This window comes from Planctomycetaceae bacterium (genome assembly GCA_041398785.1).
GTDB lineage: Bacteria > Planctomycetota > Planctomycetia > Planctomycetales > Planctomycetaceae > JAWKUA01.
Genome location: JAWKUA010000019.1, coordinates 105073 through 121048, shown reverse-complemented (window position 1 = coordinate 121048; position 15976 = coordinate 105073). Strand labels below are relative to the sequence as shown.

Genomic DNA, 15976 nt, shown 5'->3' with positions numbered 1-15976 from the left:
CGGCTATTCTTTGCCGAGCCACAGGACCAGTGCCAGTGATTCTTCACCGGGCACGATGTCGACTCGAGTGGCGTAGACGGAGAAGTCCTGTTCGTCCTGAAACTCACCGCGTTCCTTCAGAACGGGCAGGACGGTGCTCCAGCTTGAGCATACGGAATTCATGGACTTGCCGTCGTTTTCGGTGACGCGTGTTCCGTCGCGGTCCATCTGTACCAGCACGCCGCAGTTGTTGTTCAGCACGAAGACTTTCTCCGTCGAACGCAGGCGGTTGCGGATCAGGTTTTCCGTCAGCCGCACCAGCCCGGCTTCGACGATGACGAACCCGAAGGGTTCTTCCGTTGCCTCATCGAACACGGGAATGCCGGCGATCAGAAATCCGGCGGACGTCGATGACGGTGTGGAGCAGCGTGACGTCAGGAACACGCGGACTTCGTCGATCGCGCCGTTCATCACCGACCGGAAGCAGTCCGTCATCGGGCCGGACGTCAGCCGGCTTGCGGGAATTGTCCGGACGTTTGACATATCCGTTTTCTGCCGGTCGACGCGCACGACTTCCTGAAACTGATCCCCGCTGACTTCGCACAGTGACACGGAGCAGAAGTCACAGTTGGTTCGCAGCAGACCTCGAAAGATCACCGCCAGCCGTTCGCGCCAGATGCTGATATCTTCTTCATCGCGGCCGAGTTTGTTGTTCACGATGCCCTGAATCGGCGGCAGGCTGGCCATGAAGCGGGCGTTGCGTTCCAGGTCGCGGACAAAGTTCTGCATGCTGGTGCGCAGTTCGCGGCCTTCGCCGCGAGCGTTCGCGTATTGCCGGCGGCGTTCGCTGCGACCGGCCATCCAGCGTTCCACGGCTTCGGCCAGCTCCATAGCGCTTTGGAAGCGCGAGTGCTGTTTGAATTCCATGGCCTTCGCGACGATCGCGTCCAGGCCAAGCGGAATGCCGGAAAAGTAGTCTCGCGGTCTCGGCGACGCGGACTCGGCAATCACCTGCAGCAGTTCCGCCACCGGCCGGACGCCGTTGCTGCCGACGCTGCTCTTTTCGTGGGGAGCTCTGCCGGTCAGCATCGCGAACAGGATTGCTCCCAGACCGTACACGTCGGTGCGGTGATCAACTTTTTCCTGATGGCCGGCAGCCTGTTCCGGAGCCATATACAGTGGCGTACCGATCACTTCGCCGGCCATCGTCTGCCCCGGCCCGATGTCCGCTGCGACGCGGCTTCCGGAAATAACGCTTTCGGCGTCATAGTCCGATGACACTCGCGCCAGTCCCCAGTCGAGCACAACGACCTGACCGAAGTTATCCAGCGCGACGTTTTCAGGTTTCAGATCGCGATGAATGATGCCTCGTGAATGAGCGTAGGCGATTGCCTGGCAGACACCGATGAACGCGATCAGCAGCTTCTGCAGATCCACGGCCACGTCGTGGCCGGATTCGCGCCGGTCGTGGTATTCTTCGATTGCGTCGACCAGTGTGCGTTTCCCTACGAACCGCATCGCGTAAAACGGCTGCCCGGTGTCCTGATCGGTGCCGAACTGGTACAGCGGAACGATGTTGGGGTGTTCCAGGTGGCCGGTGATTTCGGCTTCACGAAGAAATCGTTCCCAGGACCGCGGCGATTCGGCGGCATCCGGATGAATTTCCTTCAGCGCGACCATGCGCTTCAGGCGTTCGTCGCGAGCCAGCCAGACGGTTCCCAGGCCGCCGGCTCCCAGTTTCCGCTGCAGAGTAAACTGCGATGACGTGCGACGGCTGCCCGCGTCTTCGGACATGTCGTGCGTTCCGGCCAGCGTTCGTCCCAGCGGATCAACCGGCAAATGGTCGGCGGTATCTTCCGGCACGGCAGTTCCGGCCATCGCCTGGCTGCGGCTTTGCTGCGCGCGGCGGACGGAATCTCTCAACCGGGCTTTGGCCTCCTGAGACAGCCCCGGCCCGACGTCCGCGACTCCGGCCAGCGACTTTTCCGCAATGTCCGAAACGGAGTCCTGAATCAGCGAGGAGATCTTCGCAAACGCGCGAGTCTCGCTGCTGCGTTCCAGTTGGTCTCGCATCTTCTGTTGCTGGTACGGAGTCAGCCGGCCGGAAAACGACTGGGAAACCAGTCGCGAGAAAGCCTGGTCGCTGTCATCGCCGTCATTTGACATGTTGAGGAACCCCTTCCTCTTGAAACCATTTCGAGCCGACGCATCCGGCCAGTGCCAGCCTGGCGCGATGCAGCCGCACCCACAGGTTGGACGGTGTGATGTCCAGTTCCTTACAGATCTGATCCGTATCCATGCCTTCCATGGCGCTCAGCGTGAACACGTCGGCCTGGCCCTTGGGCAACTGGTCAAGGCACTGACGAACCACTTCCCAGATTTCCCGTGACTCGACCTGCTGGTCGGGAGTCATGGTCGGGAACGCTCCGGCTTTCCAGTTTCCCTTTTGATCGAACAGCTTTTCTGACGGATCGCTGCTTTCATCGTAGGCCGCTTCACGGTCAAAACGATGGCGTTTGCGAATGTGGTCGACGATTTTCCGCTTCAGGATTCCCAGCAGCCACGCACGCTCCGCGCCCTTGCCGGTGAAGCGGTCCTGGAAGCGGATTCCGGCAAGGAAGGTTTCCTGAACGACTTCCTCAGCGGCCCCGCTGTCTCGCAGCCGATTGACTGCATAGCGATATAGATAGTCGCCATAGTCGTCGACCCAGCGTTCCGGGTCGATCGCAGCACCGTCAGCGTCCGGACGCGGCGCGGGAACGGTCTTGCTGTCAGAGTGGCGTTTCACGAAGGTTGCTCCCGGTGGCAGTGAACAGTGCCGGAGTTTAGGCCGCATGTGCGCCGAGACAACCGGCGGCACGAAATCCGAACGCAGACGGAAAGTACCGGCGGCGCCGGAAATCAGGCCGCCCCGTCGCTTCCCGGATTCTGCGATTCGGATGGCGGTGCCGCATTGTCATCCGGCCGGCGTTTTCCGGGGCGAAAGTAGCGTTTGGATTCGTTGACGGCGGTTCGTCGCGTCGCGAGCCTGACCAGAATGCTCAGCAGGTAGTTCTTCCAGTCGGGAATGATGTATTGCCGCCGCCGTTCGAGTGCTCGCAGTGATTTCCGGACGACTCGCTGCGGAGTCACGCTGGTATGTTTCGACAGCCACCCGGGGGCTCCCGCGCGATCGAAGAATTCCGTTTCCGTCGCGCCGGGGCAAACGGCCAGCACCGTGACTCCGCGGCTGCGAGCTTCCGCCCACAGCGCCTCCGAGAAGTGCAGGACATAAGACTTGCTGGCCGAATACGCCGCCATGAATGCCACCGGCTGGAACGCCGCTACGGATGACAGGTTGATGATCGCTCCGTGCCTGCGATCCAGCATCCCTGGCAGCAGCCTGTATGTCAGGTCCGTCAGTGTCAGAATATTAAGCGTCAGCATCCGGCGGACTTCCTCCGGACTGGTCGTTTCAATGTCGCCGATCATGCCGACGCCGGCGTTGTTGACAAGCAGTTCGACCTGAACCCCCAGCTTCTGAACTTCGTCCGCCAGTCGCTTTCCGGAATCGGGCAGCGACAGATCGATGCTGACGATGTGGCACTTCGTTCCATGGCGGGTATTCAGTTCCTGAGCCAGCGCATTCATCGCATCGGAACGGCGGGCCGCCAGAATCAGATGCATTCCGCGCCCGGCAAGCCGCGCAGCGAATTCGGCACCAATGCCCGAAGATGCACCAGTGACCAGAGCCCAGCGATCGTTGAACGAATCCAGCAAGAACGATCATCCTTCTGTGACAAAACGGTTTACTCCGCGCCGTCGCGGTAACCCGTTCGCCTGCGCGCCCCATTCGATTTCTGAGCGGACATTATAGACTGCCGCTTGCGAAGATTCCGAATGGGTGTCACTGTACGTGCGTTCGTTTTTCGCAGTATCGCGACTGGTTCCCGCGATCGACAACCGGAACGCACGTTAAGGTCTCTGAATTCTCACGTCAGACGATGAAACCCGGCGTGTGACTCGACCCGACGGGCAGGCGATTCGGATACCGCATACGGAAGCATCGCCGACGAACTACGCCGGACATCCCGTTTCAAAACGTCTCATCGGTGCCGCGCGCCGTCTTATTTCGCCGGACAAGTCTCCCGATGTCACCAATCACGATGAACCGTGAGCTGTCCCGGCAGATCGACGCCGATGCCGTGGGAGAACTGGGCATTCCAAGTCTGCTGCTGATGGAAAACGCGGCGCGGGGTGCCGTCGATCGTCTGTTGCCGCACTGTTCGCCGGATAGCCGGATCCAGATTCTTGCCGGACCTGGAAACAACGGCGGCGATGGCCTGGCGATGGCCCGGCAACTGGCGGCCATCGGTCGGGAACCCCGGATTGCACACATCCCGGCTGACCGGCGACTAACCGCCGACAACGAAGCCAACATGTTGTTTCTGCACAACAGCGGTCTGCCCGTCATCGAGATTCGCGAACCGGAACAACTTACGCCGCTGCTGGCGGATCTGCGGCCCGAAGACTGGATCATCGACTGCCTGCTGGGTACGGGGATCCACGGCGCCCCGCGGTCTCCGTTCGCGGAAATCATCTCCGCCGCGAACGAATCCTCCGCACGGATTTTCGCGATCGATATTCCCTCCGGGCTGGACTGTGATACCGGCGCGGCCGATGGAGTCTGCATTCGTGCGACGATGACCGTGACGTTTGTGTCGATGAAACAGGGGTTTTGCGTTCCGTCGGCCGCTGAGTTCACTGGTCAGGTCGTCGTGGAACACATCGGCATTCCTCAGACCTGGATCAGTGCCTGGTATCAAAAGGCACTGGCATCGCATTCGCCATAAACCGCAGGCCAATGCGGTTCGCCGACCGTCCGAAACGATGTTCCCGCTGTGCGGTCGCACGACGACACAAGCCGGCTCGGTACATCTCGACGGGCCGGCGGGGCAGCAAGCCGGATGTCCGCGGAAACGTGTGACCGGGTGCAGGGCGTTCCGACGTGCTACGCCGCTGACGTGTCGATCAGACCCGCCGGCGATTCGGCTCGCGGAAGTTTCAACGTAAACGTCGTGCCCCTGCCGACTTCGCTCTCCACACGGATGCGTCCCTTGTGAGCCTCAATGATTCTTCGGCAAAGTGCCAGCCCCAGACCGGTGCCGCCCTGTCCGCGAGCGTCCGCGGTTTTCGTTGTGTAGAACGGGTCGAAGATCTTTTGCAGCTTTTCATTGGAAATCCCGCAGCCCGTGTCGCCGACCGAAATTTCCGCCCAGCCGTCTTCGACGTTGTCGCGAGTCGCCAGCTTCAGGCGACCACCTTCCTTCATCGCCTGACGTCCGTTGACGATCAGATTCATCAGGATCTGCTGAATCTGGCTGGCGTTAGCCGACGCCCAGACCGCCGGCTGCAGATCCTGATCGACTCCGATGCGATGCATCTGCAGATCCTTCTGCACCAGGACCAGCACGCCTTCCAGCAGACGGCTCAATTCCACGGGCTCGACTCGGTCGCCGGTGTTGCGAGCGTACGCCAGCATGCCGGTCGTGATCTTGCTGGCTCGCTGGCTGGCGGAAAGGATTCGGTCAAAGGACTTGTCTCGTGTCTTCGCGTCCTTATGCCGGACACCCATTTTCGCGTAGTTGATGACCGTTGTCAGAATGTTGTTGAATTCGTGAGTGATGCTGCTGGCCAGCGCACCGACGGAACTCAGCTTCTGCGCCTGCATGAGTTCGTCCTCCAGCAATCGCATCCGCTCTTCCAGTTGACGGATTTTCTGCTGGTCCTGTGAGAGCTGTTCGTTCATCGTTGCCATCGCACTTTCTGTGTCCGGACCTCCGGACGGAACGCCGCGCCGCAGTCACAATCGCCTGTCGAAAACTGCCGCAGGGGCTGAGGTCACGAGCGATCAGCCTGCGGGCCGGCATTTTGCTGACCGGTGACTCCGCGATGAATTCTCGCTGACTGCGCAGCCTGAAGTGAGTCGAGCCGCCCCTGCTTCAGTTATCGGAATCCTCGCCGTTTCCGCCTGAGCCGAACGCGACTGCCAGCGGTTCCAATCCGCCTTGAAGGAATTCCTTCCGGCGTTGATTGCCGACGATGCACAACAGCACATTCTGCCGATGGAGACTCCGGTGTTCTTTGCGAGTCATGAGTATCGACGACGGCCGCAATATTTTCCGGCAGCGGACCAAAGCGGCATCGCAGTTCCAATACGACCCGCGCACGCCGTATTTCATTCCGATCTGCGATGGTTCGTTTGGGGGATAACCCGAAACGAATTCTCGTTATTACTCATCACCTCGCAGCGACCTGCGACGCTTCGGCGAGTGCCTGCCGACTTTCGGCATCGTCGCTGTTGAGCTTTCACACCCTGTGCGAAATACCAGCATCCCGGCGGACCCGAGGACCCGAACCTCGTGTGGTTCCTGACCTACATTTTCGACTGAACTCAGTTTCGATCCGCGGCGCACAAATTTCGTCCGCGGGCAGTTCTTCGGCGGATGCGTGGTCATGCGACTGAACCTTCGGTCCCGAAAACTCTGCAACACACAGCGCGGCGGTGAACGTGCCGGCGCGGTGCTGGTCGAAACGGCCGTGGTGCTTCCGATCTTCTTCACGTTCATTTTTGCGTTCATTGAGTTTGGTCACTGCTTCATGACCATCCACACGCTGAATTCCGCCGCACGTCGAGCCGCGCGGCTGGGAGTCGCTGAAGACACGACCACGGACGACGTCCATACGCTCGCCCATCAGATCCTGGACTCCGCCATCGACGCGGATCTGGAGAACGTACAGATCTGGATCAAGGACGCGAGCATATTTGACACACCCAACGTCGAGACGGAATCAATCGACTACGAAGACCTGGACGACATTGAAGTGGCCGACATTGAAACTCGGCAGTTGTTTCTCGTTCGCATCCAGGTGCCCTACAGCGAAGTCGGAATCCTTGGTCCGCGCTGGATCACTTCGCTGAATCTGTACGGCCAGGCCGTCATGAGAAAAGAATGAACACCGCGCGAACCTGCCAGCTTTCTGAAAACTGTTCCGCCATGAAAAGACAAAACGGCATTTTGGAAAGAATGCGATCATCATCGCGCCGCGGCGCGATGCGGCATACGGCTGCCCGCACGCGGGACGATCGGTCCGGCGTGGCCGCTGTGGAATGTGCCGTCATCCTGCCGGTGATGCTGGTGCTTGTGCTGGGAACCATTGAACTGGGTACGGCACTTCGGGCACAGACGATTCTGCAGTCGGCTGTGCGCGAAGCCGGTCGCCTGGCGTCGATGGACTGGCGGTTTATTGTCGCCGACAACCAGACTCCCAACCAAAAGGTCGAGCAGGACATTCGAAACTTTGTATCCGCGTCCGGACTCCCCGGAAACGACCTGACAATCAGTATCGTTTACGCCGAAGGCAGCAACGAGGGTGAGGTGTTCGACATCAGCGACGAAGACAACGATCTGGAACTCCTGCAGATTGAAATTGAACTCCCCTATACCAGTATCAGTCTGTTTCCCGTCAAACACATGTACGGCAAGAACGTGAGAGCGTCCGTGGTCATGCGTGCGGGAATCGCCGGCGGATCACTGGGCAACTGAGAAATGCACTGACGCGGGATCACTCCCGGCCAGTGGCGGCCGGGCACACCATATAGTCGAGTATCCATCAATTCGGCGGATGACAAACGGGGGGCAATCACAATGAGACTACAGATGACGCGGCGTCTGGCCGCGTTCAGGAAGCAACACCGCAAGGGAGTGTTTTTCGCGCTGGCGATTATCTGCCTGATCGGCGCCATGACGTTTGTCGGCCTGTCGGTCGACCTGGGCATGATTACCGTCACCAAAACGCGAATGCAGGCCGCGGCAGACTCCGCGGCGCTCGCGGCGGCTCAGGAAATCGTCGTTGCCGTACGCGAAGCAGCGGCGGCCGGTGAAACGGACCTTCAGATCGTGCAGGCTCTGTCCGCCGCGCAGGCTCGCGACATGGCCGAACATGTCTGTGACCTGAACGGCTTTTACATCGAACCGGAAACCGATGTCGTTCTCGGCAGCCGGCTGCTGGCGGAAGACGGGGTTAGTTATGTCGAAGCATGGGGAACACCGCCCTACAACATGGTGAAGGTCCGCATTCGCAAGGACAACCCGGATTCATCCGCCGAAGACGCAAAGCTGCCCCTGATCTTTGCTCCTGTTGTCGGTGAACGGGCTCAGGCCATCACCGCCGAAGCCAGTGCCTTCATTGAATCTCGTGACATCGTTGCCGTGCTGGACTATTCCGGATCAATGGCCTACGACAGTCTGATCTACAGCGGTTCCATCAACCGGCTGGGACTTTCGGCCATTGAACTCAGCCTTGACGACATCTGGTCGGCATTGTCGACGTCCGGCGTCGCTTACAGTGATGATGCAAACACGCTGAAGTTTCCGTCGACGGGATTCGGGGGCATCAACACTGTGGCGGACGGATACATCAGCAGCAGCAACGTGACGACCGTCTTCGAGACACTCAACCTGGATGACGGCGGCCCACCGGCGGAAGTGAGCCCTGATGAAGAGTTCTGGCTGGACTGGTCCTATCAGAACAGCAACTACTCCGGGAATCGCTACTACACAACGGCCTTTGGCTATGACTGGAGAAAATACGTCACCGGCAGCAATACCGACGGCATCTGGAGGCGGCCCGATGGCACGAACAACAGCTACCAGAATGTTCCGCTGTCCACATACACGGATCTGGCATCGTCGACGGGAACCTACATTCCGTTTCCACAGGAAGGCAAGAGCACGTCAACCGGGCTGCGAAAGGGCAAGCCGTCCGCCAGTACCAGTGAAAGCCTGTGGCGAGACTACATTCAGTTTGTCATGAACGACAGCACACTGAATTCCTATGGATATCGCAAGAAGTACTGCTACCGGACACTGATGCACTATCTGATCTCAGAGCGGATGGAAAATCACAATTCCGAAGATCTCTGGCGAGCTCCCATCTATCCGCACCACGCGCTGAAGGAAGGCATGTCGCTGTTCACGGGTTTCCTGGACAGCCTGGGCTATGGTGACCATGTAGGTCTGGTGACCTACGCGACGACATCACGCGTCGAAACGGGATTGTGGGATGACGGTGCCGACGTCACAGTCGACCTGGGAACGGAGCACTTGACCGATAACTACACGGGCATCGACACGATTCAGACTCACAAGCAGCCAGGACACTACAACCGGTCCACCGGCATCGGCTACGGGATCGACGACGCCATTGACCTGATCGCCAGCCAGGGACGATACGGAGCACAGAAGGCAATTCTGCTGATGACGGACGGGCAGTCGAATCAATACCCGAGCGGATTCGACCAGAACGATCTTCCGTCCGACTGGGACTGGAACGAAATCACCGACTTCGACGGTGACGGCGTGGCGGATTTCACGATTGACAGCTCCTACGGCGGCTGGGACTCAAACTGGCGAGCGGCACTTTACGCCTTCATGAAGGCGAAAGAAGCAAAAGATGCCGGTATCACAGTCAACACGATTTCGGTGGGAGCCGGAGCGGACACCGTGCTGATGCAGGCCATCGCCGACATGACCGGCGGCGAATACCTGAACGTGCCCGGCGGTTCGACAATCGCGGAAATGGAAGCGGATCTGGAAGCAGCGTTTGCGGTACTTGCCGGAAACGTGCCTCCCGCACGCCTGATGAACGGAGCCGAATAGTCTCAGCAAAGCCGAATCGTCACTGTTGTCGGCGGCTGGGCGGCACCACCGATCAGCCGGCTAACCTGTTTGCGGCCGAACGCCTCGATGAAACCCTGTTTCGTCGAGGCGTTTTTGCGTTCCGGACGGTCGTGCGGCGTCTGGTGGACAAACGCCTTGCTCCAAACAGGATAAGTGGTCTACGATTTGGCGTGGAGCTGTCAGTCTTCGGGACGGGACGCCGGAAATTGACTCTTGCCGTTTTCCGTTACTCTCCGGCCGGCGATGACACGGGCGTGTCGAATGCCGGACGCTTCGTCAAAAAGGGAAGTCCGATATGCAATTGAATCTGGTCACCCCGGGTCGACTGCTGGTCTGTTCTCTGGCGGCACTGATGGCCGCGGGATTCACGTTTGCCGGGGACTCCGTCAGCATCTCGCAGGAAGACGGCCGGACAGCTCAGCTGGTCGCCAACATGATTGCGGCCCGCCACATCAACCATCCGTCAATCAACGACGAACTTTCCGAGCGGCTGCTGAAACGCTACGTCGACGTCTGGGATTCGCAGAAGCTGTACTTTCTGCAGTCCGATCTGGACGAGTTCTCGAAATACCAGGATCAGCTTGACGACCTGATTCGCGCTGGCAACGTCGATTTCGCCGTTACCGTCTTCGAACGATACCGTCAGCGTCTGGCTCAGAGAATGCCGTCCATCAGCCAGCTGATCGATGCCGACCACGACTTTGCCGTCAAAGAAGAGATGGTTCTGGATCCGGACAACCTGGACTGGGCAAAGTCCGAAGCGGAACTGCAGGATCGCTGGCGCAAGCGAATCAAGTTCGATCTGCTGATGCTGAAGCTGGATGACACGGAACTCGCGGAGGCCCGTACGCGGCTGCACAAGCGGTACCACCGTAATCAGCAGTTCATGGAACAGACGGAGTCCCACGAAATCCTGGAACTCTATCTGTCATCGCTGACGCACTGTCTTGATCCGCATTCCGCCTATATGTCGCCGCAGACGCTGGAGGATTTCAAGATCAGCATGGAGAACGAGTTGCAGGGCATTGGAGCCCGGCTGAAATACGATGACGGCTACACCGTCGTTGAAGAAGTGATCGAAGGCGGAGCCGCTTTCGCCGACGGCAGGATTGTCAAGGGCGACAAAATCATCGGCGTTGACCCTGATGGTCCGAACGGCCCTGCGGAACTTGTGGACGTCGTCGAAATGAAGCTGACGAAAGTGGTTAGCTACATCCGCGGACAAGCCGGCACACGCGTGACTCTTCAGGTCAAGCGGGAAGCCGGCGGCATCGAAGATTTCGTTCTGGATCGACAGGTTGTGAAACTGACGGACCAGGACGTGAAGGGCAAGATTATCGAAACCGGGGAATGGCTTGACGGTCGCAAAGCCCGCATCGGTGTCCTGAACATTCCGTCGTTTTACCGAAATTTCGACGATGCTTCGCTTGGCGGTGAATTCAAAAGCACCAGCAAGGACGTCAAGAAAGTCCTGCAGCAATTCAACGCCCAGGGCGTCGAAGCGCTGATCGTCGATCTTCGCTGGAACGGCGGTGGTGCCCTGAGCGAAGCGATTGAAGTGTCCGGACTGTTCATTCCCAACGGTCCCGTCGTTCAGGTGCGAGAACCGGACAACACGGTGACTCCGTACAAGGATGAAGATCCCGACATGTACTGGCGCAAGCCGATGATTGTCGTCTGTAATCGTCTGTCGGCGTCAGCGTCAGAGATTTTCGCGGGAGCCATTCAGGACTACGGTCGCGGAATCGTTGTCGGTGACGTCAAGACGCATGGCAAGGGAAGCGTTCAGAATGTCATGAACGTCGCCAACCGATTGTCATTCTTCGATAAGGACCGCGGAGCACTGAAGCTGACGATCAGCAAGTTCTACCGCGTCAACGGAGACAGCACTCAGAACAAAGGAGTCCTTTCCGACATTGCTCTTCCGTCACTGCTGAACCATCGGGATATCGGCGAAGATTCGCTCGACAACGCGCTGGCATTCGACCGAATTCAGCGGGCCGATGGCTATATCCCGTTCTCGACCTATCGAAACGACGCCATCGTCACGGAAATGGCAAAACGCAGCAGCCAGCGAGTTCAGCAGGATCCTGACTTCCAGAAGACCGTTAAGAACGTCGAACGCTATCTGGAACGCAAGAACCGCAAGACGATCTCGCTGAACGAAGAAACGCTACGTTATGAAGAAGAAGAACTGAAGCGGGAACAGAAGGAAGAAGAGGAAGCCATGAAGCAGGCCAGCGGCATGAGCGACGACAAGGACATCTTCCGGAACGATTCCTACAACCGCGAACTGCTGAATATCTCCGTGGATTACATGGAACTGCGTGACAATCTGCGGACGGTCAATCGAAGCTGACGCGCGAGACATCACGGAAACTCAGCCAGCAAGCCAGCGGTCGCGGAACCACCATTCCGCGACCGCTTTTGTTTTGGGTCGTGAGGAATTTCGGGGTGTCGCTGCCAGTCCGGCCGCTCGCGCACCCGTGTCAGTGTCCGACGGATTATTTTGACGGAGACGAATCCGGTTCGCGCGGCTGGACGGGCACGAGTTCGTTCAGCATTTTTCGAAGTCGTTCGGTTTGTTCCGGCGTCCGCTCTACCGCGCTGTGCTCTTCGACTTCCAGAACGATGTCAACCCGGCAACAGGTTTCACCGTCGCACGCCTGGCCTCGGACCTTCAGCACGATCGGTTCCGACGTCACCGTCGCGACTCGGCGAGCAAACAGCGCGGTCTGGCTGAAGCCGTACGTGTACCAGCGCATTTCCGGTTTGGAGAAATCGTGAGGGTTGGTCTGTCGCCATTGTTCCGCCGGTTTCAGACCGCTTTCGATCTCGATTTCAATCCCCTGCTCAATTCCCAGCGACTGTTTTCCCTTCAGCGCTTTTTCCGCTCGGACTTCGTTGTCCATCGCGTAGGTGTGCCAGCCTTCTTCGTGGATAGCTCGCACGATCAGGTAGTCGCCGTCGATTCGTGCCTGGAACCGGGCAACCGGTTGTCTGCCGTTTCGGACAGGCACCGCTTTGGACCATGCCGGATCGTCAGCGGTTGTCGCGATTTGAACCAGAGCCAGCAGAAGAGCAGCAATCATGGAACGATCTTTCGGAAATTCTGTCGCTCGGTTGTCAGTTCGGAAATGAATCGTTCCTGATCTCGCAGGACATGCAGACGGACTGTGCTGCCGGCGCGATGACGGAGCTTAATGTGCAGTTCAGGAGAATCGGCGATGTCGTCTTCGAAGACTCCTTCGACTCCGTAGATGATATCACCTCGCTTTAGCGGCGGCTTCGCCTGGATAAGAAACTGATCGCGGTCGGTCAGTTCACCGGCGAATCCGCCGGCGGGGAAACCGAACTTCTCCCGGATTTCGGCCGTCACCGGCTGCGTCTGAAAATGAACAAGCGGTTCGACCGTCCAGTGACGAAAGCCCAGGTCCGTGACCCACCATCCTTTCGGAAGATTCAGCGTCAGCGAACGCGGTGTCTCGTTTCGCAGCACCTGAATGTCGATCACCTTCGAGTCGCGCGGCACTTTGTCATAGTAGTACTGCAGGTCGCCAAACGTGCGGACTCGCGTGCCGTTCAGATGAGTGATGACGTCGCCCGAATTCATGCCCGCCTGATCGGCGGCACCGGTTGCCGTTTTCACTTTCAAGCCGGCGGGAACATCCAGATGAATGCCGATGGTCTTGATGTCCGGGGAACGATACATGTCGCGCGGACGGTCCAGATCATTGTTTAGCTCTCTGTTGATGTTCTGGTAATCGGCGATGAGATGGCACTCGATGCACTCACCACGGTCGACAGTTCGACTTCGCAACAGGGGAATGTCGGAGGCCGGCAGCGACTTCGGGCGCGGCGATGGAGGAATGTCGCCGGCGGCATGCATCTTCAGACCCTCCGACAATGCCAGTTCCAGGCTGCGCAGATTCAGGTACGTGGTCGCCGATTCCGAGTCACGACCGCCATATCGCAGATAGATCTGTTCATCGGCGTTGACCACGAAATAGTACAAAGCGTTGTGCCTGTCGAAGTCGTACAGGCCGATGTCCACCTTGTCCATTCTTGTGATGCGCGCGCAAACGTATTGCTGAAGAAGTTTCCCCAGTCGGGAATTCGGCGGTGACAACACAACCTGCGTGTCAAAGGCGCGACCGTTGACTCAGGGGGCGCACCGGAATTCCAGAAACATCGGCTTCTTCGTCAGTCGGGCTTCTTCCAGAGCCTTACTGTAGTCGTCGTGAAAAAAAATCGAATCTGAATCCTGCGCAGCCGCCGGCGACAGTACCGCCGGATGAACGCAGGGCACGATCACAGCGAAGCTCGACAGAATGAACTGCTGACTTCGAGACATGTGAATAACTCCCGTTCGACGATTGTGTGCAGCAGCAGAACTCGCCAGCCGCTTTCAGAAGTTTCGCACCAGCGCGCAAACCAGGCAACCGTCGGTCTGTGGAATCACGTCGCCAGAAGTCGACAAGGACGTCCACTTGCAGGCATCACCATCAGCCTGTGAACACGCAGGGCCACACCGGACTCGTCGCAATGGCCGGCCGGAAGGCATCGGGCTCGACGGTCATCGTGAAAGTCTTGGCATCGCTGCTCAATGATCGGCCAGGTCTCGTCCGGCTGGAGCGGATGTTTGACTCTCTGTGTACGACGGGATTGGAATTTCATCATGCCGAGACAGATGAATGATCCGCGGCTACGCGAGTTCGACTCGATTCCAGGCTCGCAACTGATTGCCGGGGTGCTTCCGCCCTTTCGGAAGGCAACTGCATTCCGCGACGGACTGCGGCGGAGCGTTCCAGGGCGGGAGCCGCTGGAACGAGCAGCGGCGGCGCAAGCTGCTACGTCAGCAGGTCGTGCATGATGTTGCCGAAGATATCTGTCAGTCGGAAATCGCGGCCGGCGTGCCGATACGTCAGGCGCTGATGGTCCATGCCCAATGCGTACAGCAGAGTGGCGTGCAGGTCGTGCATGTGCACGGGATTGTCTGCGGGGTAGTAGCCGAAATCGTCGGTGGAACCGTACGTCAGTCCGCCCTTCGCTCCGCCGCCTGCCATCCACATGGTGAATGCTCGCGGATGGTGTCCGCGACCGTCACCGTTTTCCGCCGTCGGCGTACGGCCGAATTCCGCGCCCCACAGCACCAGCGTGTCCTCCAGGAGTCCCCGCTGATCCAGATCGGTCAGCAGCGCCGAAATCGGCTGGTCGACTTTCGCCGATTCACCGATGTGACCATCAACGACCTTGTTGTGGTGGTCCCACGTGTAGTTTGTGGAGACCTGAATGTAGCGAACCCCCGCTTCAGCAAGCTTGCGAGCCAGAAGGCACTGTCGGCCGAAGTTGTTGGTTGGTTCCCTGTCGATTCCGTAAGCATCCAGCGTCGACTTCGATTCACCGTTCAGACCCAGCACCTGAGGCATCGTGGACTGCATTCGAAATGCCAGTTCATAGCTGGCGATCAGTCCTTCGATCTGAGGATCGGCGGCGGCCTGCTGCAGATGCCGACGGTTCAGTGTCTGGATCAGATCAAGCTGAGACCTCTGCTGACCGGAATTCATCCGAGCGTTGGAAATGTTGGAGACCGTCGATTCGGCGATGGGAATTTCGGCCGATCCGATGGCGGTTCCCTGATGAATGGCCGGAAGAAACGCGCTGCCGTAATTCTGAACTCCACCGTGACCTCGCGGCGGAGATATCGTGACGAACGCCGGCAGGCTGTCACTTTCGCAGCCAAGGCCGTAGCTGATCCAGGCTCCGACACTGGGCCGGACCAGATTGGCTTTGCCGGTGTGCAGCTTCAGAAGTGCTTCGCCGTGAGCTTCGCCTTCCGTGTGCATCGACCGGATCACACACAGTCTGTCGGCATGTCTGGCCAGCGAAGGAAACAGTTCACTGATCCAGATACCGCTGTCGCCGTGCTGTCGAAAGCGAAACGGCGAACCGAGCAGCGTGCCGAGATTCTTCCGGTCGTCGCGGCCCACGTCGGCACCGGCCAGGGGCTTGCCTTCGAGTGAATTCAAGCGGGGCTTCGGGTCGAACAAATCGACATGACTGGGACCACCCCACATAAACAGAAAGATGATCCGCTTCGCTCGCGCGGGAATGTGCGGGACGGAGGCCGCCAGCGGGCTCATCGCCGGCGACGAATCGGCTGCGGCGTTCTTCGCGGCCAGAGCCCCCAGCGCAAGATGGCCGAATCCGCAGGCGCTGGACTGCAGCAGGCCGCGTCGAGTCAGCGACGTTGTGAAATGGTTGCACCTCATGGC

Annotated in this window: 12 protein-coding genes; 5 read left to right on the top strand and 7 right to left on the bottom strand. The window is 59.0% G+C overall.

Annotated elements, in window-relative coordinates; translation table 11 throughout:
- Positions 1 to 3: 3 nt before the first annotated feature.
- From R3C19_20395 to R3C19_20385, 3 genes are all read right to left on the bottom strand, one after another.
- On the bottom strand, positions 4 to 2145 hold the full coding sequence (locus R3C19_20395) for a serine/threonine-protein kinase (GenBank protein ID MEZ6062711.1): 2142 nt from the start codon (positions 2143 to 2145) through the stop codon (positions 4 to 6).
- A complete protein-coding gene (locus R3C19_20390) occupies positions 2135 to 2767 on the bottom strand; it encodes a sigma-70 family RNA polymerase sigma factor (protein MEZ6062710.1) in 633 nt (210 codons plus the stop codon). Before R3C19_20390 ends, R3C19_20395 begins: the two co-directional genes overlap by 11 nt.
- Positions 2768 to 2880: 113 nt before the next feature.
- Positions 2881 to 3738 (bottom strand): SDR family oxidoreductase, encoded by an 858-nt coding sequence (locus R3C19_20385; GenBank protein MEZ6062709.1) that lies wholly within the window; start codon positions 3736 to 3738, stop codon positions 2881 to 2883.
- Positions 3739 to 4109: 371 nt separating this feature from the next.
- Between R3C19_20385 and R3C19_20380 the strand changes: the two genes are divergently transcribed.
- On the top strand, positions 4110 to 4811 hold the full coding sequence (locus tag R3C19_20380) for an NAD(P)H-hydrate epimerase (protein ID MEZ6062708.1): 702 nt from the start codon (positions 4110 to 4112) through the stop codon (positions 4809 to 4811).
- A 158-nt stretch (positions 4812 to 4969) separates the two neighbouring features.
- On the opposite strand, the gene R3C19_20375 is transcribed toward R3C19_20380, so the two are convergent.
- On the bottom strand, positions 4970 to 5776 hold the full coding sequence (locus tag R3C19_20375) for an ATP-binding protein (protein MEZ6062707.1): 807 nt from the start codon (positions 5774 to 5776) through the stop codon (positions 4970 to 4972).
- A gap of 698 nt (positions 5777 to 6474) precedes the next feature.
- On the opposite strand from R3C19_20375, the gene R3C19_20370 reads away from it, so the two are divergent.
- The 4 genes from R3C19_20370 (at position 6475) to R3C19_20355 (ending at position 12060) form a co-directional block, all read left to right on the top strand.
- Positions 6475 to 6975, top strand: coding sequence for a TadE/TadG family type IV pilus assembly protein (locus tag R3C19_20370; protein MEZ6062706.1), 501 nt, complete (start codon positions 6475 to 6477; stop codon positions 6973 to 6975).
- Between the two features lie 71 nt (positions 6976 to 7046).
- Positions 7047 to 7565: a TadE/TadG family type IV pilus assembly protein gene (locus R3C19_20365; GenBank protein ID MEZ6062705.1), complete on the top strand. Its 519-nt coding sequence runs from the start codon at positions 7047 to 7049 to the stop codon at positions 7563 to 7565.
- Positions 7566 to 7667: 102 nt separating this feature from the next.
- Positions 7668 to 9680, top strand: a complete 2013-nt coding sequence (locus R3C19_20360; protein ID MEZ6062704.1) for a VWA domain-containing protein — start codon at positions 7668 to 7670, stop codon at positions 9678 to 9680.
- A gap of 316 nt (positions 9681 to 9996) precedes the next feature.
- On the top strand, positions 9997 to 12060 hold the full coding sequence (locus tag R3C19_20355; protein ID MEZ6062703.1) for a carboxy terminal-processing peptidase: 2064 nt from the start codon (positions 9997 to 9999) through the stop codon (positions 12058 to 12060).
- A gap of 145 nt (positions 12061 to 12205) precedes the next feature.
- On the opposite strand, the gene R3C19_20350 is transcribed toward R3C19_20355, so the two are convergent.
- The 3 genes from R3C19_20350 to R3C19_20340 form a co-directional block, all read right to left on the bottom strand.
- Positions 12206 to 12793 carry a hypothetical protein gene (locus tag R3C19_20350; GenBank protein ID MEZ6062702.1) on the bottom strand — a complete coding sequence of 196 codons (588 nt, stop codon included), beginning with the start codon at positions 12791 to 12793 and terminating at the stop codon, positions 12206 to 12208.
- A complete protein-coding gene (locus R3C19_20345; protein ID MEZ6062701.1) occupies positions 12790 to 14055 on the bottom strand; it encodes a Trx7/PDZ domain-containing (seleno)protein in 1266 nt (421 codons plus the stop codon). Before R3C19_20345 ends, R3C19_20350 begins: the two co-directional genes overlap by 4 nt.
- Before the next feature lie 496 nt (positions 14056 to 14551).
- Entirely contained in the window at positions 14552 to 15973 is a 1422-nt protein-coding gene (locus tag R3C19_20340; GenBank protein ID MEZ6062700.1) for a DUF1501 domain-containing protein, read from the bottom strand.
- Positions 15974 to 15976: the final 3 nt, after the last annotated feature.

Excerpts from the sequence above, each read along its gene's own strand:
- R3C19_20350 (MEZ6062702.1), bottom strand. The coding sequence starts at position 12,793 with ATGATTGCTGCTCTTCTGCTGGCTCTGGTTCAAATCGCGACAACCGCT.
- R3C19_20395 (MEZ6062711.1), bottom strand. The coding sequence starts at position 2,145 with ATGTCAAATGACGGCGATGACAGCGACCAGGCTTTCTCGCGACTGGTT.
- R3C19_20365 (MEZ6062705.1), top strand. The coding sequence starts at position 7,047 with ATGCGATCATCATCGCGCCGCGGCGCGATGCGGCATACGGCTGCCCGC.
- R3C19_20380 (MEZ6062708.1), top strand. The coding sequence starts at position 4,110 with ATGTCACCAATCACGATGAACCGTGAGCTGTCCCGGCAGATCGACGCC.
- R3C19_20375 (MEZ6062707.1), bottom strand. The coding sequence starts at position 5,776 with ATGGCAACGATGAACGAACAGCTCTCACAGGACCAGCAGAAAATCCGT.
- R3C19_20370 (MEZ6062706.1), top strand. The coding sequence starts at position 6,475 with ATGCGACTGAACCTTCGGTCCCGAAAACTCTGCAACACACAGCGCGGC.
- R3C19_20360 (MEZ6062704.1), top strand. The coding sequence starts at position 7,668 with ATGAGACTACAGATGACGCGGCGTCTGGCCGCGTTCAGGAAGCAACAC.
- R3C19_20355 (MEZ6062703.1), top strand. The coding sequence starts at position 9,997 with ATGCAATTGAATCTGGTCACCCCGGGTCGACTGCTGGTCTGTTCTCTG.
- R3C19_20340 (MEZ6062700.1), bottom strand. The coding sequence starts at position 15,973 with ATGAGGTGCAACCATTTCACAACGTCGCTGACTCGACGCGGCCTGCTG.